The organism is Dactylosporangium cerinum, from assembly GCF_042653625.1.
GTDB lineage: Bacteria > Actinomycetota > Actinomycetes > Mycobacteriales > Micromonosporaceae > Dactylosporangium > Dactylosporangium cerinum.
The window spans coordinates 61,929-83,240 of the sequence record NZ_JBHSIU010000003.1 but is presented as its reverse complement, the minus strand read 5'-3'; the positions used below and the strand labels follow the sequence as shown (position 1 = coordinate 83,240).

Genomic DNA, 21,312 nt, shown 5'->3' with positions numbered 1-21,312 from the left:
GATACTTCAGCGACTCTCTGAGCCGGTGCTTGAGTTGGCTGTGGTCTGCTTCTACTCGGTTGTTGGCATGCCGTTCGACGTGGTGCCACGCCGACGGGACCAGCGCGTCGAGCACCGCCGGGTACACCGAAGCCGCGGTGGTGACCACCTCTGTGGGTTGGACCTTCAGGGTGGTCATCGCCCGGCGGAAGAACCGGCGTGCCGCAGCAGCGTCGCGGCGGGCGGAGACGAGTACGTCGCTGACCTGGCCGTGCTGGTCGACGGCCGGTACACGTACCGCCAGACGCCGTTGACCTTGACGTAGGTTTCGTCGACGTACCACCTGTCGCCAGGTGCATGCCGGCCCCACCGGGTCGCGTCAGCCAGCAGCGGGGTGAAGCATTGAACCCACCGGAAGACAGTGACGTGGTCGGTCTCAACGCCCCGCTCGACAAGGAGTTCCTCGACGTCGCGGTAGGACAGGTTGTAGCGCAGATACAGCCGGACCGCGACCACGATCACATCCGGCGGGAACCGGAACCCGGCGAACGCCGACCGTGGCGGCAGGGACGGACGCCGACGGTTCGAGCGGCCAGGACGGCGACGGGCAGATCGTCCACGAGTGCGGCGGGGGGCTCCATTGCGGGCCGGTGTTGCCGTCGGCGTGTCGGTACGCGATTGGCGCCGGCCAGACCGCAGCCAATCGCGTCGTGAGTGTGGGTGCTGGTGCACGGCCGCCTGCGAATCCCGGTCAGAGCCATCCGTTGTCACGGGCGATGCGGATGGCGTCGACGCGGTTGCGGGCGGCGGTCTTGTCGATGGCGCTGGTAACACGGTTGCGCACGGTGCCTTCGGACAGGTGGAGTTCGTGGGCGATTTCCCTGATGCTGGCTCCGGTGGCCACCGCGGCGAGTATCTGTCTTTCGCTGTTGGTGAGCGGGCTGGGTCCGAGGCGGTGCGCCTGGGCAGCCAGTCCGGGGTCGATGACTTTGACGCCAGCGGCGCAGTTACGGATGGCGGCGGCAAGTTCGTCGATGGGGGCGTCTTTGAGGACGAATCCGGTGGCGCCGTGGGTGAGTGCACGTTGGAGAAAGCCGGGGCGGCCGAAGGTGGTGGAGATGAGAATCTTGCATCCGGGTAGTTGTTGATGGAGTTGAGCGGCTGCGGTCAGGCCGTCGAGTCGCGGCATTTCGATATCGATGACAGCCACGTGGGGGCGCACGCGTAGGGCGGCGGCGAGTATCTGGTCGCCGTCGGCGACCTCGGCCGCGACGTGGATGTCTCCTTCCCATTCCAGCAGTCGGCGTACTGCGGTGCGGAACATGGTCTGGTCGTCGGCGAGCAGGACGCTAATCGGTGACATGGCCGGTGATGGTGGGGTGGACGGGTATCCGCGCGCGAAGCTGGAAGCCTGGGCCGGGTGAGGCGGGTTGCGCGAGGAGCGCACCACCTAAGGCGTCGACGCGTTCGCGTAGCCCTTGCAGCCCGAAGCCGGTGCCGTTGGGCCGGTAGGTGGGCCCGTCGTCGAGGACGGACACGATGATGTAGCCGTTGACGCGTTCGAGGTCGATGCTGCAGTTCCGGGCCCGGCTGTGCTTGAGGACGTTGGTGGTGGCCTCTCGGATAATCCAGCCGCAGGCCGCTTCGACCTCCGGTGCGAGTACGCCGTGGTGGTCGCGCAGGTGCGAAGTGATGCCCGCAGCGTTCAGGGCGATGCTGGCGCCGCTGAGCTCGGCGACGATGGTGGGTTGGCGATATCCACTGACCGTGTCGCGCACGTCGCGCAGGGCGTGCAGGGTAAGGCGCCGGACCTCGCCCACCTCGACGCCTGCATCGGGGTCGCCGGTCGTGACCAGGTGCTCGGCGACCTGGAGTTTGACGGCCATCAGCGACAGGCTGCGGCCGAGAGTGTCGTGCAGGTCGCGGGCCACCCGGGTGCGTTCTTCCTGGGCGGCGAGTTGGACCTGCAACACCCGGGCGGCGCGCAGTTGCCGGTTGTTCTGGCTCAGGAACGTGACCAGTATCGTGCCCAGGCCGGCGATGAGCAGCGGTAGGGCGGCGACGGTGGCCGCGGACAGTTGGTCGGAGAGCCGGACCGACAGGCCGGGCAGGTTGACGCGGGCCGTCGTTGACTGGGTGACGGGGCTGCCGGTGTAGCCCGTGTCGGCGGTGCTCGTTGCCTGGCCGGGTCGTGAGCTGAGTGGGAGGAGTGTCGCGGCGGTGGCCGCAACGATGATGAGCAGGACCGCAGCTACCGCCCTGCGAGGTGGTAGCGCGCACCCGGCCACTATGGCCACATACAACCACAGGTCGTTGGTCGGGCCGAAGATCACCGCGTCGAGGACAGCCAGCGTGGCCATCGCGGCAAGCAGCAGCATCGGGGTTCGGGCACCGTGCTCGTGCGGCCAGACTTTCAGCCAGTACACCAGGTACAGCGCTGCGGATGCGACGACGATGGCCGGCGCCAGCGGGGTCCATGCCTGGTTTGAGGTCGTGATCTCCAGGCCGGAAGACGAGCCGCGCCACTCTACGACTGTCGACAGGAGCAGCGGCAGCAGCCCGAGCCCGGCGACAACACGCACCCGCCTGACGGTTCGTGTCTGTGGGGGCGTCATCCTCACCCGCCTCTGAATGCGTTCCCAAATGATCGGCCGGGTCAACGGTAGCGCCGGGCCTAAGCGGACGGCACGGCCGGCGCGGATTCTGGTGACATTTTCTATCTGTCCGCCGGCCGCAATGGTGCCTAGCTTTGTGTCGTAGCCCGTTGGCGCCCAACGGTTGTCGCGGTTCCCGCGTGCCAGGAAAAGCATCGGACGCGGTTGTATTTGAGGAGCATCAATGTTTAGTTCGGCATCTGATGACGGCTGCCACAATGAAAATCGCCCGGGAACTGGCTTTGCCAGCGGCGGTGCGGGGAAACCGGTGGGGCGAGCCGGAACGATCTGGCTGGCCGTAACCGTGACTCTGTTCACTGTCATGTTGGGTGCGGCTGCCGCCTGCGGCACGGCCAAGCCCAGCAACGGCGCAGCCGCGGCTGGTTCGACCGATCCGTTGGACCAGGGACGCAAGTTCGCGCAATGCATGCGTGATCACGGCGTCGACGTGCCCGACCCGGGTGTGGGCGGCGGCGGTGTCGGCGTCGGCCGAAACACGCCAGGCCCTGGGGCGTCCCTCGATCCGAACTCACCGACGGTCAAGGCCGCGATCGAGGCATGCAAATCATTGGACCCGAACGGCGGTGAGGGCCCACCCCCGATCGACCCGACACAGCTCGCCCAGATGCGCGACTACGCGAAATGCATGCGTGACCACGGCGTCGACATGCCCGACCCGAACCCGAACGGCGGACCCCGTAGCCCCCAGGGTGCGAACCAGAATGAGGCGGTGGCCAAGGCCGCCGGCGAGGCATGCAAGGACAAGATTCCCGGTGGCGTTGAAAACGGCGGGCCTGGCAAATGAGTGGAGACGCGCCTGGCGGGGCGTCCTATGGAAGTGGGTTGCGGGAAACCCGGGGTGCGGACGTCGGCCTGACGGGTCCAATCCAGGACGGCCAACGGGTCGCGGAACCGGCCAACGACGGTGGGGTTGGCGCCGTCGCAAGCGCGGGTGACCGGGCTGGACCAGGTCTGGCAGCGCACCGGCGCCGGCGCCGCGGCAAGACCCTGGCCGTTGTGGTCGCCGTCACGGTGATCGCGGTGGCGGCGGGCGCGGCGGCGCGGGGTATCGGCGGCAAGCGCCCCTCGACACCGGCGCGCAGCAAGCTGCCACCGGCAACCGCCCAGGTAACCAAGGCGACGCTGACCCAGACCGAGCGGGTCTCGGGCACGCTGGGATACGGCGCGACGAGCGCGCTCAGCGTGCCGACCGCGGCTGGCGGCGGCGCGGGTGGTGCCGGCCCCTCGGGCACGATCACCTGGCTGCCGGATCCGGGCAGTGTGGTGAGCCGGGGCAAGCCGGCGTACAAGGTGGACGACAAACCGGTACCGCTGATCTACGGGACGCTGCCGCTGTATCGCTCGCTGAGTGCCGGTTTCACCGGCACGGACGTCAAAGAACTGGAGCAGAACCTCTCCGCGTTGGGATACACCGGGTTCACCGTGGACGACCAGTACAGCGCCGCGACGGCGACCGCGGTCAAGAAATGGCAGGCCGACCTCGGGCTGACCACGACCGGCACGGTCGATCCCAGCCAGGTGGCGATGGCGCCCGACGCCATCCGGGTCGTCTCGCTCAAGGCAGGTCTCGGCCGCCCGGCCACCGGTGATGTGCTGACCTACGCGGCCACGGTCCGCGTGGTGACGATCCCGCTGGATGTTGGGCTGCAGAGTCTGGTCAAGACCGGGCTCGCGGTCACGGTCACGTTGCCGGACGGGAAAGTCGTCGACGGCACGGTGCAGGCGATCGGCACTGCGGCTACGACCAATGACAAAGGCACCACGATCGATGTCATCGTCGGGCTGTCCGATCCGAACGCGTTGGGCACCCTGGACAACGCACCGGTCGGGGTGATGCTGATCTCCGGTCAGGCCACGGACGTGCTGGTCGTACCCGTCGAAGCGCTGCTCGCGCTCGCCGAGGGCGGGTACGGCGTCCAGGTGGTCACCGGCTCGGACACCCGCTACGTGCCGGTGAAGACCGGCATGTTCGCCAACGGGCGGGTGGAGATCACCGGCGACGGTATCGCCGCCGGCACGATGGTGGGGGTGCCCGCATGAGCGAGGTCATCGTTCTCGACACAGTCACCAAGACCTACCCGGGCGGGGTCAACGCCCTGCACGAGGCGTCGCTGAGTGTCGGGTACGGCGAGTTCGTGGGCGTGGTCGGACCCTCCGGCTCGGGTAAGTCCACCATGCTGCACCTGATCGGCACCCTGGACCGGCCGTCGTCGGGCACCTTGCGCATCGATGGATACGAAGTGGCAACGCTGTCCGACCGCGGGCTGTCGTCGCTGCGGGCACACACCATCGGGTTCGTCTTCCAACACTTCCACCTCGCCCACGGCGTGCCAGCGCTGGATGCCGTGGCCGATGGCCTGCTCTACAGCGGTGTCCGGATGCGCGAACGGCGCCACCGCGCGGCCGCCGCGCTGGATCGGGTGGGGCTGAGCCACCGCCTCGATCACCGGCCACATGAATTGTCCGGGGGCGAGCGGCAACGGGTGGCCATCGCCCGCGCGGTGGTCGGCAATCCGGTGCTGCTGCTGGCCGACGAGCCGACCGGGAACCTCGACTCGACCGCCGGAGCCGGGGTCCTGGCTCTGCTGCACGAGTTGAACGGCGCCGGCACCACCGTTGTGATCATCACCCACGACCGGGACATCGCGGCCGGCCTGCCCCGGCGCATCGAGACCCGCGACGGCCAGATCGTCCTCGACTCCTCACTGACGGAGACCTCACTATGACAGCGATCATCGATCCGCCGGCGCCGCGTCGAGGACAACCGACGCCGGCCAGGCTGAACCTGCCGGACGTGGCCCGGGTCGGTGCCGCGGGGCTGCGTACCCGGCCGATGCGAGCGTTCCTGTCCGCGCTGGGCATCGCGATCGGCATCGCCGCGATGATCGCCGTGGTGGGCATCTCCACGTCCAGCCGGGAGGATCTCAACCGGCAACTGGCCAGGCTGGGCACGAATCTCCTGCGGGTAGCACCCGGACAGTCGATGTTCGGTAAGCCGTCGCACCTGCCCAACCAGGCGGTCGCCATGATCGGACGGATCGAACCGGTCACCTCGGTGACCGCCACCGGCGACACCGGCCTGAACGTCTACCGCAACGACCACATCCCCACCGGGCAGACCGGCAGCATCGTCGTCGAGGCGGCCCGCATCGATCTGCTGGCCACCGTCGGCGCCACGGTCGCCGACGGAACGTGGCTCAACACCGCCGCCGAGCAGTACCCCACCGTCGTCCTGGGCGACCAGGCCGCGCGGCGGCTCGGCATCGGCGCCTCCGGGGCGAGCGTGCAAGTCTGGCTCGGTGACCAGTGGTTCACCGTGATCGGCATCCTCGACCCGGTGCCGCTGGCGCCCGAGCTGGACAGCGCGGCACTGGTCGGCTGGCCGGTCGCCCAGGCGAAACTCGGCTTCGACGGATACCCCACCACCATCTACACCCGCACCCGCGACACCAACGAGGTGGTGGCCGCAGTCCGCTCGGCGCTTGCCCGCACCGCCAATCCGGAGCACCCCGACGAGGTCAATGTGTCCCGGCCATCCGACGTACTGGCCGCCAAGCAGGCCGCCAACACCACGCTGAACGCGCTGCTGCTCGGCCTGGGCGCGGTGGCGCTCCTCGTCGGCGGGGTCGGGGTCGCCAACACCATGGTGATCTCGGTACTCGAACGGCGCGCCGAGATCGGACTACGCCGCTCGCTCGGCGCCACCCGCGGCCAGATCCGCCTGCAGTTCCTGGCCGAATCGCTCCTGCTCTCCGCGCTCGGCGGCGTCGGCGGCGTACTGCTGGGCATCGCCGTCACCATCGCCTACGCCTCCTACTACCAGGGCTGGCCGTCCGTGGTACCGGCCTGGGCCAGTGTCGGCGGCGTCGCAGCCACCCTCATCATCGGCGGCATCGCCGGCCTCTACCCAGCCTGGCGCGCCGCCCGCCTCGCCCCCACCGAAGCCCTGGCCACCACATGAGTACCCGAGGCAGCGGGTGGTTGACAGCTGCCGGATTGACCGTAATCGGATAACGCAAGCCACAACGCGAGGACCGGTGAATTCTGAAGACCGGCCGTACTCGCTCCAACGCGTCCTCCGATTTCCAAGCGCAACAGCGCCGTGACCGTTGTAGCGACGCGCGTTTGGAGGCGTACCTATCCTCGGCGGAATGCGCCGCTTTGCTATTCGGGACCGCATCGCTGGGCTCGATCCGGTGCGCGACTACGCCGAGATCGTCCGACTGCTGATGTTCCACGAGTTCCCCTGGGACGTGCGGATGGCCGGTCGGCTGATGATCTGGCACCTGTACGCCAACCCGCCGGTCGCCGCGGTCGTCGGCAGCACCGATGCGCTGTTCACCCGGGCCGAGGTCACCTCGCTGACGTTCGGCGACCTGGTCGAGCACGGCTTCGACGCGCCGCGCGGACGCGATATCCTGCGCTTCGTCAACCGCAGCCACCGCGGTACGCCGGTGACCGCCGCGGACAACAGGTTTGCGCTCGCCGCGCTGGCAGTGACGCTGGTGCGCTGGCTCGACCGGTATGGCTGGCGGCCGGCCACTGACGGGGAACGGACCGCGCTGGTCACGTTCTACGCCGAGCTGGGCCGCCGTATCGGCGTGCGCAACCTGCCCCGCACGTACGATGCGCTGGCCGCCTACCTTGCCGGCTGCGAGGCCGGGTTCGCCCCGACCGACGCCGGGCGACTGTGCAGCGAGCGGACCCTGGCCATGGCGCGCAGCCGAGTACCTCTGCTGCTGCGCCCGCTGGTCCGGCCCATGGTGTCGGCGCTGCTCGACCCCGACGTGCGCACCGCCGCGGGCCTGTCCACGCCGGCCGCCGCGGTGACCTTCACCCTGTCGAAAGCGCTGCGGCTGCGGCGTCGCCTCGTGCGACTGCTCCCGCCACGGCTCACACCGACGACACCACGGACCAGACGCGGGCACCTCCACTGACCGCTCGCCCCACACCAGCCGCTCAGCGTGAGTCGGCACGAGCTTGCGGTGCTTACCGAGCAGCCGGCCGCCGGCGTCGAAGTACAGGACCCTGTAGACCGTGCCGCCGTGCTCCTCGCGTTCGTTGACCCCCATCACCAAATGCACGCCAGCGGCCCGGGGCGGCTGCGCCCAGGCGATGGGTGACCGGCCCCGGTACCACCACCGACTGCTCCAGTAGCCGCGCATGCCAGACCTCGTCCTCGCCGGGTAGCACCTCGTCGGCCCGCGGCCAGGGCGGCGTTGCCGTTGCCACGTCCAGAGCCCGCTCGCCGGCGCGCAGATCAACGGCCTCGCACAGCAGCCGTCCGACGGCATCGCGCTCTCGGGCAACGATTCATGGTCTGGCATCCATCACACAGTTCGCGCCAGAGCCCCAATCTCGCAGGCGAAATCACTTGGCTGATTGGCGCTTCCTTCTCGCGTCGATGCCACCTATCGGCGGCGTGTCGGCTATGTGACCGAATCATCTCCCGGGGCCGGGCAACCTCAACCGCGACCTGCGGAAACACCCCGCCAGCATGGTTTGACCCCCGCGGTTAGCGTGAGCCCTTCGTGATCATCGAAGGAGCATTCACATGAAGCGTCTTGCGCTACCCATGGCCCTACTCGTCCTCGCCCTGACCGCCTGCGACCCCGCCGCCGACACTCCCGCCCCGGCTGCCTCCATCACCGCGAAGGCCGCCGCGTTCCCGAAGGGCGAGACGGGCGCGAAGGCCCTGATGGAGGCGCTGCGCGCGGCCGACGGCGCGGAGACAGTGAAGACCCTCCAGCCCAAAGCGGCCGACTACGCCGCGGTGTTCACAGACGAGCTGGCGTCGAAGGCGGAGTCGTTCTACAAGACGAAACTGTGGAACGGCGAGAAGGTCGAGCTGGCCGGCTCGGCGTCCCAGACCGACCTCAAGCTGTACCAGGCCACGACCGATGACATCCGCAAGTGGACCCCGGCCGTGGAGCGCGACTTCCCGGGCGGCTACAAGAAGCTCGGCACCCATCTGCGCCCAGGCCTCACGGTGTACCGCTGGAAATACACCGAGCCGGGCGAGGACACGGGCCGCGCCTACGAGGGCCTGGTGTACGTGAACGACCACTGGATCTGGGTCCCGAAGGCCTGGGAGATCCTGGAGCAGTGACGGCTTCCGCCGGGCGCCGGTCCACCCGGGGACCGGTGCCCGGCGCCGGGCGGTCGTCACGTCGAGCAACGTCGCACCGGGCGGCTGGATGCGGCCAGGACCACGTTTGCCAGCTCCATCAGCGGGTGCCGCAGGCGCCGCGGCGGAACCGCATGGTACGGCCGGAACTGCTCGCCGCCGACACAGCCTCGGCCTTCCACTTCCAGCCCCAGGCGGACCGGACGCCTACCGATCCGCCGCGGGTGGTGCGGGTCAGCATCTGGCGCAGGAGCAGGTAAACCAGCGAGGCTGCCATGGCCTAGATCGTCACCGCGACGTTCCTGGGACCGCGCACAAAACCGCACGTCACAGCCACCGAACCGAATTTACGGGCCCTACAGGCCAGACTGCCATCTTTAGTGATAAAAGCCCCAAGACAGGCTGGCCGAGTGGCGGAACGGCTTGGCCGTTCGGCCGAAAAGAGAGTCATACCCACGATCGGGGTATTGGTTCGATCACGGATTGTGGATACGGTCCGCGTGAATAGCCGATCTCGAGGAATTCATTTCGCCGACGGGGGTTTCCGTGGGACGGGTCCTGGTCGTGGAGGACGACAAGAGGATCGCACGCCTCGTCTCGCGCGCGCTGGAGACTGAGGGCCATGCGGTTGACCTTGCGTACAACGGCCCGGATGCACTGACGATCGCACTCGATCGGCAGTTTGATCTTTTGCTCCTGGACCTGATGCTCCCCGGGCTGGACGGCACGGAAGTCCTGAGCCGCGTCGTGGAGGAACGTCCTGGCCAACGGGTGATCGTGGTTTCCGCGATCATGGAGATCGGCTTGCGAGTGGCCTGTCTCGACGCCGGTGCGGTCGACTTCGTGTCGAAGCCGTTTGTCCTCGCCGAGTTGATGGCGAGGGTCCGCGCCCGCATCCGCGAGCCGAACCCCGCCGAGGCGCAGTGGCTCGTCGTCGGGTCCCTCAAACTCGACGTGCGACAGCGCCGGGTGCTGATCGCGGGGCGGCAGGTCGACCTGTCGTTGCGCGAGTTCCTCCTGCTGCGCCACCTGATGCAGCGAGCCGGGCAGGCGTGCAGCCGGTCGGAGCTGCTGGCCGACGTGTGGCACCTCTCGTTCGACCCCGGCAGCAACGTGGTCGACGTCTGCGTCCGCCGGCTGCGCGGCAAGCTCGGCACCGCGGCGCGAGTGGAGACGGTGCGCAGTGTCGGTTACCGACTTCTGGCCGGCTGACCGCTCGCGGCGCGGCCGGCGCCTCCTGCTCGCTTGGGCCGTGGCGTCGGTGATCAACGTCGTGTTGATGTATCTGTTCCCGGGCAAGGAGACGATCCCGTTCCACCTGGTCTGGATCGGCCTGTCCATTGTGTACGGGTTCATCGCCTGGCATCCGGCCGGCATGGCGGCGGTCCTGATCGGCGTCGCCGCGACCACCGGAACGATCCTGGTCCACCACGCCGCCGCTGGTGAGATCGGCTGGGAGGAGACGACCGAGGTCCCGCTGATGATGCTGGTGTTCGGGGTGATGGTGTGGCACGTCCACGTGCGCCAGCGGGTCGTCGCGCGGCTCGCGCAACTGGCCGAGCACGAGCGCCGTCAGGCCGACACGCAGCAGATCCTCGTCCGGCTCGTGTCACACGAGCTGCGTACCCCGATCACGGTGGCCCGGGGTTACGCGGAGCTGATCCGCGACGGTGCGAGCGGTCCGGGTGTCGCCGAGGACGCGGCGATCGTTCTCGACGAGTTGGACAAGCTGTCTCGGATCACGTACCGGCTGGTGACCCTCATGCTCATGACCGCCGCCGCGGCACGACAGCCGGCCGACATCGACGCCGAGCTCAAGCGCACCTTGCATCGCTGGGTACCGACGGCGGACCGGATCTGGAAGGTCCGCTCCGACGTCGGGGTGGTGGGGATCGTCCCCGAGCGGCTGGAGGCGGCGCTGGACTGCCTGCTGGAGAACGCGGAGAAGTTCACCGCCGATGGTGACCGGATCGAGATCGTCGGCACGCGCCGGGCCGACGGCTGGACGATCGAAGTACTCGACAGCGGTGCCGGAATGACGCCCGAGCGGGCCGCGGCGCTGACCGCCGCCACTGGCCCGCTGCCCAGCAGCACGGGCACCGGGCTGGGACTGGCGATCGCCAGGGCTGTGGTCGAGTCGTGGGGCGGGCGGGTCGAGGTGCGTGGTGAGCCCGGCGTCGGCAGCTGCGTCACCTTGTGGTTCCCTCCGGAATCGCCGGAGGTTCGATCGGCAGAACCTGACGTGTTGCCGGCTCGACAACTGTTCAAACGCTCAACGGATGACGGCTCTATGACAAACACATGACCGATGTGTCATGAACTTGGGCGCAGCGATCGGATCCGCCCTATGGTCCGTTCGGTGGCCCCCTCCTCGACGGGTGCCGCCGGGAGGTCGACCGATGCGCGAGATCCGCCACATGCTGCGACAAATGCCCAAGGCGATCGAAGCGGAGCTGCATGAGGTCCGTAGCCGCTTCGCGGCCCGGACCCGACACCGCCGGCCATCGTCGACGAGGCGACCGGGCTGGTGATCAACCAGTTGTACATGAACCATGCCCACAGCGGCCCCATGAAGCCCGCCGTCACCTACTACCTGGTCTTCGAGAACCCGGGCGGCTGGGTCCGCCAGGAGACCGTGGTAACCGTCCTGCTCGGTGACGCGCAGGTGGAACATGTTGTGGCCAGGTAGACGCCTCGCATCGGGAAGCGTGCTGGGGCTGCTGGCGGTGCTCGTGTTCAGCAGCCCGGCGGCCGCGCATACCGTCCTGATCGGCTCCGACCCGCAGCCGGGGGCGGTGCTGCCACGGGCGCCGAGTGCGGTGACGCTCCGGTTCGAGGGGGCGCTTGCCGCGCCGGCGTGCACCGCGCAGGTCTTCGACGCGCAAGCTGGTGCCGTGACCGGGGTGTCAGTGCGTGTCGTCGGCCCGGAACTCCGGCTGGCGCTGCCGCCGCTGGGCGACGGCACCTACACCGTGCTGTGGCAGGCCCGTACCGCCGCCGACTCTCATCCGGCGAGCGGGCTGCTCGTCTTCAGCGTCGACACGGCGGGCACGGCCGCGGAGGCCGGCACGGTCACGCCAGAGGGCCTGGTGGCTCGGTGGGTGGGCCTCGCCGTGCTCGCCGGAACGCTCGGCGGCATCACCCTCGCCGGTGTGGTACGGCGGCAACCCGCCGCCGGCACCGACCCGCGGCTGGCGTCCACGTACCGGCGGGCCCTGACCCTCGCCGCCCGATGCGCCGCCGGCGGGGCGCTGTTCGGCCTGGTGCGGCTCAACGACGAGCGCCTGCGCGGAACCGCCGGGCTGTGGCAGCTCGTCACCGAGACCACGTGGGGATGGCGCTGGACCGGCGTCGAAGTGGCCTTCGTCGCCCTGCTGCTGCTCGCCCTCCAGCTACGCCGGGACAGCCGTCGCCGATGGTGGGCCGGCGTCACAGGCGCCGCACTCGTCGCCGGAATGTGCCACGCTCTCGCGAGCCACACATCCGCCGTAGCGGGCCTGCGCGGGTTCGCGGTCGTCGCCGCGACGGCGCACATCCTCGCTGGCACGGTCTGGCTGGGGGTCGCGTTCGCGCTCGCCGGGGTGGTCGGCGTCGCTGGAACCCGTGCACTGCCCGGGCTGACGGCCCCGCTCGTGCGCCTGACGGCGGTCAGCTTCGGGCTGGTCGTGGTGAGCGGACTGATCCAGGCGGGGCTGCAGGTGCCCGTGGTCGGTGAGCTGTTCGGCACCCGTTACGGCCAACTGGTCGCGTTCAAGTGGACGCTGACGCTGGCCGTGGTCGCGCTCGCGCTTCGCCTGCGACGGCCGCTCGGTCGGGAGACGTTGGTCGGCCTGACAGCCATGCTGCTGCTCGCCGGCGTGCTCGGGCTCACCCCGCCGCCGGTCGCCCAGCGCGCCGCGGCCACAACCACGTCGACAGCTTCTGCCAGGGATCTGCTGGCAACCGTGTCGGCGACCCCGGCCGGTGCGGACACCGTCGCGTTCGACCTGACCGTCACGAGCAGCCGGCGTCCCCCGCCGGCTCCGGTCGACGCGGTCACACTCCGGGTCGCCGGCCGGGCGGTCGCGCTGCGGCCCGTTGACGCCAACCGGTTCGCCGGCGTCGGATTCGTGGGAGCCGGATTCGACGGCGGTCCGGTCACCGTCGAGCTGATGCGCGCAGGCGAGCTGCTGCGCGTACCGCTGCAACTCCCCGCCGCCGGTCCGGACCGTGGTCTGCCACTCGCGCCGTTGCTGGACGTGCTGGCCGTGCTGTTGCTGGTTGTCGCCGGGTGGGCGACGGGTCCGTTCCGCGGCTCGGCGCGGGCCGCGTCGCAGGTCGATCTGGCAGTCGCAGCGTCAGCGCGCAGGGATCGACAGGATCATGGCATTCACACTTGACAGCCGTTCCAAGTCAGGGCGGAGAGAACGTCAACGGACCGTCAAGGTCACCGGGACCTGGTGTACCAACGCTCCGGCGGTCCCGATCACGCGGATGGTGAAGGCGGCGCGCGGGGTCGACGACGTGGTGCGCACCCGCAGCGTCGAGCTACCCGGTGTACCGACCGGGTTCGTGCTGAAGGTCGCGGACGCGCCGGCCGGCAGACCCGTCACCGAAAGCGACACGCTGCCGGTAAAGCCACCCACGGACCCGACCGAAACTGTGTACGAGGCGGTCTGGCCGCGCGAGACCGTGACCGTGGACGGACTCGCGCTGAGCGTGAAGTCCCGCGCGGTAACGGTGAGCATGACCGTGGCGGTGTGGCTGAGAGAACCGCTCGTGCCGGTGACCACGAGCGGATAGGTGCCGGGCGGCGCCGTCGCCGGCGTCGTGATGGTCAGCTGGGAACTGCCCACGCCGGCGACGGACGTCGGGTTGAACGCTGACGAGCCCACGCTGCCCGGCAGGCCGGTGAGGGACAGCGCAACGTTGCCGGTGAAGCCGTTGAGGGTGCCGACCGTCACGGTGTATGTGGTGGTGTCGCCGGCTGGCACCGTCCTCGAAGCGGGGGCGGCGGCCACGGTGAAGTCCGGTGGCGCGGGGACCACGAGGGTGGCATACGCACTGCGGCTGGTCGAGCCGTTCGTGCCGGTCAGCGTGAGCGGGTACGAACCCGGTGCGAGGCCGGCCGTCGTGGTCACGTCGAGCCGGCCGCTGCCGCTGCCACCGGAGACGACCGGTGGGGTGAAGCTCCACGTGGCCTGCGCGGCGGAGAGCCCGGCGAGGCTGAGTGTGACGGCGTCGGTGAAGCCGTTCACACCCGCGACGGAAACGGTGTACGTGGCGGTTCCGCCGGGTGTCGTGGTCGCCGTCGAGGGGGATGCCGACACCGTGAAATCGGGCATCGTCAGCCACCGGTACGCGGCTAAGGCGTCCAGCCGGCCGTAGCCGTAGTCGTTGTCCGGGCCGCTCGGGCCGAGGTCCATGGCGCCGCCCTCCAGCGCGGCGGCCTGCCGGTCGGCGGACAGGTCCGGAAACGCGCTCAGCAGCAGGGCCAGCGCCCCGGCGACGTGCGGCGCAGCCAGCGACGTACCGGATGCAACGGTGTACAGGCCGTAGAGGTCGGTGGTCCGCACACTGACGCCGGGCGCGACCGCGCGCGGCACGATCGGCTGGCCACAGGCCGACGGCCCGCGGCTGCTCGACGGGTCGATGACGTCCGTGTTGTCGGTGGCGCCGACCGCGAATGCCTGCGGGTTGTTGGCCGGGCTGAAAACCGTGCCCGTGGCGGGGCCGTAGTTGCCGGCGGAGAACACCGGCAGGATCCCGGCCGCCCGCAGCATGGCCAGGTCGGGCTGGAAGTCGAGGTTGCAGCCGCCCATGGACAGCGTCCACGAATCGTTGACCACGTCGGCTGCGTCGGCGGTGTCCGGGTTGCCGTCGGGGTCCAGCAGCCACTGGAAGCCGCGGTGAATGGCGGTCGAGGTGGCGGCACCGCGGTCGTTGAATATCTTCACGGCGATCCACCGGGCGTCTGGCGCCATGCCGATCGAGGTACCCCCGGCGTCGCCGCCGACCATGACGCCCATCGTCGCGGTGCCGTGGCCGTTGACGTCAGTGGGCACCGTCGGGTGCTGACCATACGGGTCGTACCAGCTGTTGCTGCCGCCCCGCCAGCGACCGGCCAGGTCGGGATGACTGCCGTCGACCCCGGTGTCCATGCTCGCCACCACGACCCCCTGGCCGCGGAACCCGAGGTTCCACAGCGCCGGAGCGTTGACGAGCGCCACGTTCGGCTCGGGGGGCGCCGGGCTGAGTTCGGTCGTGGCCGTCGACCTGGGCGTGATGGGTGCCGGGATGGCGAGATCAGGATCGATCCTGCGGACGTCAGGGCGGGTGGCCAGTTCCCGGATGACTGACGGGGCGGCCGTCACGCTGACTCCGTTGACGATCCACAATGGATCGATCGTGGTGACGAGTCCCTGCGCCTGCCGCTTGCGTAGTAGCGCAAGGACGCCCTTTTGCGTGGTGTCCGCCGTGGCGTGCAGTGCCCGTTCCAGGGCGGCGCCGCGCTGTCGGCGGTTCGGGGCTTTGATGGTGCTCGGGTCGACCTGCGCCGTGAGTACCACGATGGCCTGCACGAGTTGCTGCGGCCGCGTGGCCGGCCGGCCGGCCGAGGCAGGCCCCGAACTGTTCACCAGAATCATCGCAAGCGCGACGGTGACGACCAGGATCGCACGCTTCATCGGACACCCTCCAGCTCGTTCTCCTCGGCAGGCGTGGCCGGGGTGCCGGCACGGCGGCGGCGCCGTCGGGCTGACAGCAGCCACCAGAGCCGACTGCGAACCGAGCCGGAACGTAGGACGAAACGGATCGCCGGGTCCAGTCACATGACGAGACCGTCATATGACTGTCACGTGGTGGTCATGCGCCGTCGGCAACCGGCCGGAGCGCTACCCGCTCGAGACCTGGCCGACGTGTTGCATCGATCCGCGAAGAGGCGGAACTCCCGGAGCGACGGCGCTCAGGGTGCGGCCCGATCGGGCCGGTGCCCGCCGCGAAGATGACCGCACCGTGACACACGCATGACAGACCCGTCATGAACGGGCTGCGCGGACAGTTCCCGGCGAATACTCGCCGTGATGCAGGGCGCACCTGCCGAGGCATCGCGCGTGGAGAGGTGAAGCCGATGCGCTGGGACCGGTCGAGCCACACGATCATGGACGCGCTGCGGAGAGCCTGGGCAGCGTGGACTCCAGGCCAGTCCATCACGGGGTCGGCGAAACCGATCGCTCGCCGGCTGAGCCGTTTGCATCCGCTGTCCGGACCGGTCCTCCTTCCGCCGAGGATGCGACTCGACAGAATCCGCCGCAACCTCGCCGCCCGCGGGGCGGTCCTGGTCCTCGTCGGCGGTCTGCTCCCGCCCGTCGTGGCACTCGCCGTGCTCGTACCTCAGGCGCAAGCGGCCACTTCATGTCCGGCCGCCGGCTGCGCGGTCACGGTGGACGCGCGCGACTTCACGTCACACACCGCACTGCCGCACTTCAACTACATCATCAACGTCGACAACACGCGCTTCGTCAACCCTGCGACGCGCCAGCCGAAGGACCCGTTCCCGAAGTACGTGACGACCGAGAGCAACAGCCCGATCGTGCGCGAAGGCAACGAGGGACGCAAGACCGTCAATCTGCCCGCCGGACGGTACCTGATCTCGGTCCGTGCGCAGGACCACAAGATGTGGGGCAAGCACATCACCCTGCCCGACGACGCCGCCGCTGACGGCACCCTCAACGCGCAGATCGACCTCACCGAGCAGAGCGATGCCCACCCGCTGCCGCTCGGCAAGATCCGGGTCTTCGTGTTCCAGGACAACGCCTGGACCAACGGCGCCCCGGACACCGAAGAGGGCGCGCTGCAGGGCTTCAGGGTCGGGCTGGAGGAGCAGACCAAGAGCGCGGTCACGGTCGACTACAACAACAACCCGCTGTGCGGCGGCCAATGCCTGACGGCCGCCGACGGGCTGGTCACCATCAACGACCTCGGACCGGCCACCTACTTCATCGACGTGCATCCGCCGGAGGGGCCCTGCAACAGCGACCCCAACAGCCAGTGGTACCAGACCACGACCATCGACGGCGGCCTGCAGTTGCAGGCTGGTGTCGAGGAAGGTAGCGACGGCACGGGCGCGCCGGGCGAGCAGTTGTGGGAGCCACCGACCAACCGCACCGCGTACTGGTTCGGCTTCGTCTGCGCGCCGACGCCATTCGCCAACACGGGAACGGGCGAGATCACCGGCACGGCCCGCAACTGGCAGGGTTGGCCGCCGTTCGACGTGCTCACCCTGGGCGAGCCTGTGCAGAACCCGTTCGTCGCGCTGAGCGACAGCACGACCGACCGCACCGTCTTCATCGGCCGGGGCGACGAGCAGGGCAACTTCGACATCCAGAACGTGCCGGCCGGCACGTACAACATGGCCATCTGGGACGAGCAGCTCAGCTACATCATGCGAACCCTGCCGGTCACCGTGGCCGCCGGCCGGACCGTCGAGGTCCGCGACGCGGATCCCGACGGCAAGGTCGGCGTGGGCGTGTCGCGCTGGTTCGGCTGGCTGGACGGCACCGTCTACAAGGACGTGAACAACAACGGGAAGATGGATCCCGGCGAGCCGACCATCGCCAACACCGACATGGATCAGCGGTGGCGGGACGGATCGATCAAGGAGGCCACCTTCACCGACCCGGCCGGGCACTACGAGTACCCGACCGCCGAGGGCGGCCCGCTCGGCAAGTGGATCATCAACGAGCAGGGCTTCGCCCGCTTCTCGGCCTACCCCGGCCCGTCAACGCACGACGAGCACACGGGCGCGGTGACGCCGTCCTGCGCGGTGGTTCCTCCCGCTGTTCCGGCCAATCCGTGCGTTCCCACCGACCAGGGCGGCGGCCTGCTGTCCAACCAGCTCCTCACCGAGGGCCACCGCGCCACGGTCGACTTCGGCAAGCACGACTATCCAGCGGGAACGGTCGGCCAGATCGTCGGCATCACCTACTTCGCGACGACGCGCAACGAGTTCGACGCGCGGTTCCAGGCGCACGAGGACTACGAGCCGGCCATCCCTGATGTCACGGTGTACCTGGAGGGCCCCGGCCCGGACGGGCAGCCGAACACGGCCGACGACGTCATCCTCAACGAGTACGTGACCGACCACTGGCAGCACCCGAACGCCGCCCAGAATCCACCCCAGGGCTGCGCGGTGACCGACCACACCGGCGCGCCCATCACCACCCTCAACCCGCAGGTCGGGCCGAACTGCCTGGAGACGCCGATCGTGGGTGAGCAGACAAAGGACGGCGCATTCGATGGCGGCTACGCCTTCGCCGACTACTGCCCCCAGGCGAACGGTTACTTCAACAGGGCGACCGGGCTGTGCGGGGACGGCTCCGATCCGGGTGCGCACCCGCTCGTCGCCGGGACCTATATCACGCACGTGATCATGCCGAAGGACACGACCGACACGCGTGCCTGCAATCCGGCGAACACCTCCGGCTACAAGAACGTGAGCTCCGCGAAGGGCGCCGTCCCCGGCGACGGGCTGGGATGCCTGTACCGTCCGGTGAAGGAGGAGGACGTCAACGTCGACCTCGGTAACAGGTTCACGCCCGCCATCCCGCCGCCCCCCTGCACCGGGGACGACCACGTCATCGACCAGTCGACGCTGGTGCAGCGCAGCAACTACTTCGGTGTCGCCGGCGCCCACGCCCCCCTGTGCGACAAGCGACTGGTGGTCTTGAACACGACCGCCGGCGGCCAGAACAACGCCAACGCCGACTTCCACATGATGACGAACTTCAACACCGACCCCAACGGCACCAACGCCAGCGACACGAGGGTCGGGGACGTCGCGGAGCCCGGCCGGATCATCGGCCTGGTCTCCAACGACATCTACTTCGAGCGCGACCCGAAGTCGATGTGGTACGGCGAGCCGCGGCCGATCGGCGGCATCCCGGTCGGGATCTACGCTCGGGTGGACACCGTGCCGAACGTCAACGCCCCGTTCGGCCCCGACAACTGGCGCCTGCTCACCACGGTGTGGACCAGCCCGGAAGGCACGTACGAGGTGCTGCTGCCGTCGACCGAGACGTTCAACTGCCCGATCCCGCAGGGACCCTGCCCGGGCATGTACCTGGTCAAGGTGGACGACCCGGGCACCAAGGCCGCCCCCAACCCCGGCTACAACCCCAACCTGCTGACCGCTACGGCGGCCTGGGACGTCTGGCCGGGTCTGACCGACCAGCTCGACACGCCGCTCGACCCGATCTCCGGCACCGGCTGCGAGGACCCAGCAGTCCCCGCGCGCCCCGAGGTGTTGCAGGTCTCGACCCCGGTGGTGCCCGCGACCGGCAGCCGGCAGGTCACCATCCAGGGCGACTTCATCGGCACCACCGGCACCGCCACCGACGCCACCGGCGTGCGGGCAACCCTGACCGACGACCGGGACGGCCAGGTCCAGACGCTGACCCGGGGCAACGGCGGCATCGTCAGCTGGACTCCCGGAAACGCGACCACGCCGGACACCATCGTCCTCAATGTGCCCGCACTGTCCACTACCTTCCGGCCGGGTCCGAAGCAGCTCACGATCACCACGGCGAACGTGAACGGCGGGGTGCCCAGCGTCAACGGGATCACCCTGCACGTGCTGGGTTCCAACGGCACCGGCTCGAACACGGTCACCTACAACCCGCCGGTGGTCAACGTACCGGCACCGACCATTACCGGGACCAACGCGCACGCCCTCCAGATTGCGATCAACACTGCGCCGGCCGGCAGCCTGCTCGTGCTGTCACCCGGTGTCTACAACGAGAATGTCGTCGTCTGGAAGCCGCTGAAGATTCAGGGTCTCGGCGCGGGCGGGATCATCGGCGCCCACGAGCTCCAGGCCCGCGACCCCGAGGACCCGCGGTTCCACGTCGTCGGTTCGGTCATCGACGGTCGCTACTTTGCCGAGAACGCCGCGACCTTCGACGCGACAGTGGCCGCGCACGGGCCGTACGCGGGCGTGGACGCGAATCACCCGGTGCTGCGGGGCGCCGACGTGACCGTGCTCGCACAGTCCACCGGCGCCTACGACCTGGGCACCGGCATCACCGCCACCTTCGCCCAGGCACGCATCGACGGACTGGCCCTGATGACCGGGCAGGGCGAGGGGGCCGGCGGCATCCAACTGCAGGCCTACGCCAACAACACCCAGCTCACCAACAACGTGCTGGAGAACAATGCCGGGATCTTCGCCGGCGGCATCGCGATCGGCGCGCCCTACAGCGACACCAACCCGGCCACCGGCGTCAGCAACCATGTCGGCGCCCACAACTACAACGTCAAGGTCGCCAACGACCGCCTGATCGGCAACGGCGGCCTGACCCGCTCCGGCGGCCTCGGCATCTTCTACGGCTCCAACGCCTACGAGGTCGCGAACAGCATCGTGTGCTCGAACTTCGGAGTGGAGTACGGCGCCGGCATCTCCCACTGGGGCTTCAGCCCCGGCGGCCGCATCCACGACAACCAGATCTACTACAACGACGCGGTCGACTCGGGCGCCGGCATCTCGATCCAGACGCAGCTGCCCGTCGGTGGCGCCAGCCTGGGCGACGGCTCCGGGAACGTCGACGTCGACCGCAACGTGCTGGCCGGAAACTACAGCGGCGACGACGGCGGCGGGATCTTCGTGCTCGACGCACTCGACCAACCCATCAACATCCGGAACAACATCATCGCCGACAACGGGGCGGCCGACCTCGGCGGGGCCATCACGCTCGACGACTCGTCCAAGGTGGCCATCGTCAACAACACCATCGCCAACAACGTCTCCACCAGTTCGTCGGAGACCTCGGACGGTAAGCCGCACTCGGCCGCCCTGGCGTCCGAGGCCAACGACCCGACGCTGTGGCAGACCGACCCGCGGTACATCACGCAGTACCCGAACGCGGCCACCCGCCCGGACTTCTCCAACCCGGTGGCGCTGTTCAACAACATCTTCTGGACCAACACCGCGTACACCCTGAGCCAACCCGGCCCGGGCGCGGCGCTGGTCTCACACGGCACCATCGAGTTCGAGATCCATGGGACCACGAACAACGCGGACACCTTCACCCCGCGCTACTCCGACCTGACGGCCGGCAGCACCATGCTGGGTCCGGACGGCGTGTTGCATGCCCCGCCGGCGAACCAGGGCAACATCAGCGTGGACCCGCTGTTCTTGAACCCGATCGGGGTGACCGCGGAGCTCACGGTGTCCGGGTCGCGGCTCGACCCGCAGACGGCGGCGGTCACCATCACCGGTGGGGACCCACCGGTCGGGCTCACCAGCAACTACCACATCCTGCCCATCTCGCCGGCGATTGACGGCGGCGTGCGCTGCTCGAACACTCCGGTCCCGGCGAACCTCACCGCGTGCGGCGCGGCTGCGGTCGCGGCGCCGACCGGGATTCCCGGGGACATCGACGGGAACGCCCGTCCAACACTGCGGACGAGCCGTTCCAACACGCCGTGGGATCTCGGCGCGGACGAAGTACCTGGGATATCGGTAACCCTGCCCTAATAGGCGCGAGTTCGTTGAGG

The 21,312-nt window shown here is 69.2% G+C and carries 15 protein-coding genes and 1 pseudogene; 11 read left to right on the top strand and 5 right to left on the bottom strand.

All coding sequences use genetic code 11. The features are described 5' to 3' along the window. Window positions 1-16: 16 nt before the first annotated feature. The 3 genes and pseudogenes from ACFPIJ_RS00840 to ACFPIJ_RS00830 all read right to left on the bottom strand — a co-directional run. A pseudogene (locus tag ACFPIJ_RS00840) lies at window positions 17-546 on the bottom strand (IS6 family transposase); the annotation flags it as partial. A 184-nt stretch (window positions 547-730) separates the two neighbouring features. After that, on the bottom strand, window positions 731-1,342 hold the full coding sequence (locus ACFPIJ_RS00835; protein WP_380112570.1) for a response regulator: 612 nt from the start codon (window positions 1,340-1,342) through the stop codon (window positions 731-733). Beyond that, window positions 1,329-2,789, bottom strand: coding sequence for a histidine kinase (locus tag ACFPIJ_RS00830; protein WP_380112569.1), 1,461 nt, complete (start codon window positions 2,787-2,789; stop codon window positions 1,329-1,331). The genes ACFPIJ_RS00835 and ACFPIJ_RS00830 overlap by 14 nt, the downstream gene beginning before the upstream one ends. Window positions 2,790-2,817: 28 nt before the next feature. Here ACFPIJ_RS00830 and ACFPIJ_RS00825 point away from each other — a divergent pair, with 28 nt between their 5' ends. The 6 genes from ACFPIJ_RS00825 (at window position 2,818) to ACFPIJ_RS00800 (ending at window position 8,763) form a co-directional block, all read left to right on the top strand. Then, window positions 2,818-3,438, top strand: coding sequence for a hypothetical protein (locus tag ACFPIJ_RS00825; protein WP_380112568.1), 621 nt, complete (start codon window positions 2,818-2,820; stop codon window positions 3,436-3,438). Window positions 3,439-3,650: 212 nt separating this feature from the next. Continuing rightward, on the top strand, window positions 3,651-4,694 hold the full coding sequence (locus tag ACFPIJ_RS00820) for a peptidoglycan-binding protein (RefSeq protein WP_380112567.1): 1,044 nt from the start codon (window positions 3,651-3,653) through the stop codon (window positions 4,692-4,694). Next, window positions 4,691-5,380, top strand: a complete 690-nt coding sequence (locus ACFPIJ_RS00815) for an ABC transporter ATP-binding protein (protein WP_380112566.1) — start codon at window positions 4,691-4,693, stop codon at window positions 5,378-5,380. Before ACFPIJ_RS00820 ends, ACFPIJ_RS00815 begins: the two co-directional genes overlap by 4 nt. Next, window positions 5,377-6,615, top strand: coding sequence for an ABC transporter permease (locus ACFPIJ_RS00810; RefSeq protein ID WP_380112565.1), 1,239 nt, complete (start codon window positions 5,377-5,379; stop codon window positions 6,613-6,615). Before ACFPIJ_RS00815 ends, ACFPIJ_RS00810 begins: the two co-directional genes overlap by 4 nt. A gap of 190 nt (window positions 6,616-6,805) precedes the next feature. After that, window positions 6,806-7,591 carry an oxygenase MpaB family protein gene (locus ACFPIJ_RS00805; RefSeq protein ID WP_380112564.1) on the top strand — a complete coding sequence of 262 codons (786 nt, stop codon included), beginning with the start codon at window positions 6,806-6,808 and terminating at the stop codon, window positions 7,589-7,591. Window positions 7,592-8,208: 617 nt separating this feature from the next. Further along, window positions 8,209-8,763: a hypothetical protein gene (locus ACFPIJ_RS00800; protein WP_380112563.1), complete on the top strand. Its 555-nt coding sequence runs from the start codon at window positions 8,209-8,211 to the stop codon at window positions 8,761-8,763. A gap of 118 nt (window positions 8,764-8,881) precedes the next feature. Here the strand turns inward: ACFPIJ_RS00800 and ACFPIJ_RS00795 are convergent, their stop codons facing one another. Next, window positions 8,882-9,058, bottom strand: a complete 177-nt coding sequence (locus tag ACFPIJ_RS00795) for a hypothetical protein (protein ID WP_380112562.1) — start codon at window positions 9,056-9,058, stop codon at window positions 8,882-8,884. Between the two features lie 287 nt (window positions 9,059-9,345). Between ACFPIJ_RS00795 and ACFPIJ_RS00790 the strand changes: the two genes are divergently transcribed. The 4 genes from ACFPIJ_RS00790 to ACFPIJ_RS00775 all read left to right on the top strand — a co-directional run bounded on the left by ACFPIJ_RS00790 (window position 9,346) and on the right by ACFPIJ_RS00775 (window position 13,160). Further along, window positions 9,346-9,993 (top strand): response regulator transcription factor, encoded by a 648-nt coding sequence (locus ACFPIJ_RS00790; RefSeq protein WP_380112561.1) that lies wholly within the window; start codon window positions 9,346-9,348, stop codon window positions 9,991-9,993. Window positions 9,994-10,060: 67 nt separating this feature from the next. After that, on the top strand, window positions 10,061-11,086 hold the full coding sequence (locus tag ACFPIJ_RS00785; RefSeq protein WP_380112560.1) for a sensor histidine kinase: 1,026 nt from the start codon (window positions 10,061-10,063) through the stop codon (window positions 11,084-11,086). A 240-nt stretch (window positions 11,087-11,326) separates the two neighbouring features. Then, window positions 11,327-11,470, top strand: a complete 144-nt coding sequence (locus tag ACFPIJ_RS00780) for a hypothetical protein (RefSeq protein WP_380112559.1) — start codon at window positions 11,327-11,329, stop codon at window positions 11,468-11,470. Window positions 11,471-11,489: 19 nt separating this feature from the next. After that, the gene (locus ACFPIJ_RS00775; RefSeq protein WP_380112558.1) at window positions 11,490-13,160 is read left to right on the top strand and encodes a copper resistance CopC/CopD family protein; all 1,671 of its coding nucleotides are present in this window, start codon (window positions 11,490-11,492) and stop codon (window positions 13,158-13,160) included. A 30-nt stretch (window positions 13,161-13,190) separates the two neighbouring features. Here ACFPIJ_RS00775 and ACFPIJ_RS00770 read toward each other — a convergent pair whose 3' ends face one another. After that, window positions 13,191-15,446 (bottom strand): S8 family serine peptidase, encoded by a 2,256-nt coding sequence (locus ACFPIJ_RS00770; RefSeq protein ID WP_380112557.1) that lies wholly within the window; start codon window positions 15,444-15,446, stop codon window positions 13,191-13,193. A gap of 602 nt (window positions 15,447-16,048) precedes the next feature. Here ACFPIJ_RS00770 and ACFPIJ_RS00765 point away from each other — a divergent pair. Then, window positions 16,049-21,292, top strand: a complete 5,244-nt coding sequence (locus ACFPIJ_RS00765) for a hypothetical protein (RefSeq protein WP_380112556.1) — start codon at window positions 16,049-16,051, stop codon at window positions 21,290-21,292. The last annotated feature ends 20 nt before the right edge of the window (window positions 21,293-21,312 follow it).

Excerpts from the sequence above, each read along its gene's own strand:
- ACFPIJ_RS00810 (WP_380112565.1), top strand. The coding sequence starts at position 5,377 with ATGACAGCGATCATCGATCCGCCGGCGCCGCGTCGAGGACAACCGACG.
- ACFPIJ_RS00825 (WP_380112568.1), top strand. The coding sequence starts at position 2,818 with ATGTTTAGTTCGGCATCTGATGACGGCTGCCACAATGAAAATCGCCCG.
- ACFPIJ_RS00800 (WP_380112563.1), top strand. The coding sequence starts at position 8,209 with ATGAAGCGTCTTGCGCTACCCATGGCCCTACTCGTCCTCGCCCTGACC.
- ACFPIJ_RS00780 (WP_380112559.1), top strand. The coding sequence starts at position 11,327 with ATGAACCATGCCCACAGCGGCCCCATGAAGCCCGCCGTCACCTACTAC.
- ACFPIJ_RS00805 (WP_380112564.1), top strand. The coding sequence starts at position 6,806 with ATGCGCCGCTTTGCTATTCGGGACCGCATCGCTGGGCTCGATCCGGTG.
- ACFPIJ_RS00770 (WP_380112557.1), bottom strand. The coding sequence starts at position 15,446 with ATGAAGCGTGCGATCCTGGTCGTCACCGTCGCGCTTGCGATGATTCTG.
- ACFPIJ_RS00830 (WP_380112569.1), bottom strand. The coding sequence starts at position 2,789 with ATGCTTTTCCTGGCACGCGGGAACCGCGACAACCGTTGGGCGCCAACG.
- ACFPIJ_RS00785 (WP_380112560.1), top strand. The coding sequence starts at position 10,061 with ATGTATCTGTTCCCGGGCAAGGAGACGATCCCGTTCCACCTGGTCTGG.
- ACFPIJ_RS00815 (WP_380112566.1), top strand. The coding sequence starts at position 4,691 with ATGAGCGAGGTCATCGTTCTCGACACAGTCACCAAGACCTACCCGGGC.
- ACFPIJ_RS00795 (WP_380112562.1), bottom strand. The coding sequence starts at position 9,058 with ATGGCAGCCTCGCTGGTTTACCTGCTCCTGCGCCAGATGCTGACCCGC.
- ACFPIJ_RS00765 (WP_380112556.1), top strand. The coding sequence starts at position 16,049 with ATGCGACTCGACAGAATCCGCCGCAACCTCGCCGCCCGCGGGGCGGTC.
- ACFPIJ_RS00835 (WP_380112570.1), bottom strand. The coding sequence starts at position 1,342 with ATGTCACCGATTAGCGTCCTGCTCGCCGACGACCAGACCATGTTCCGC.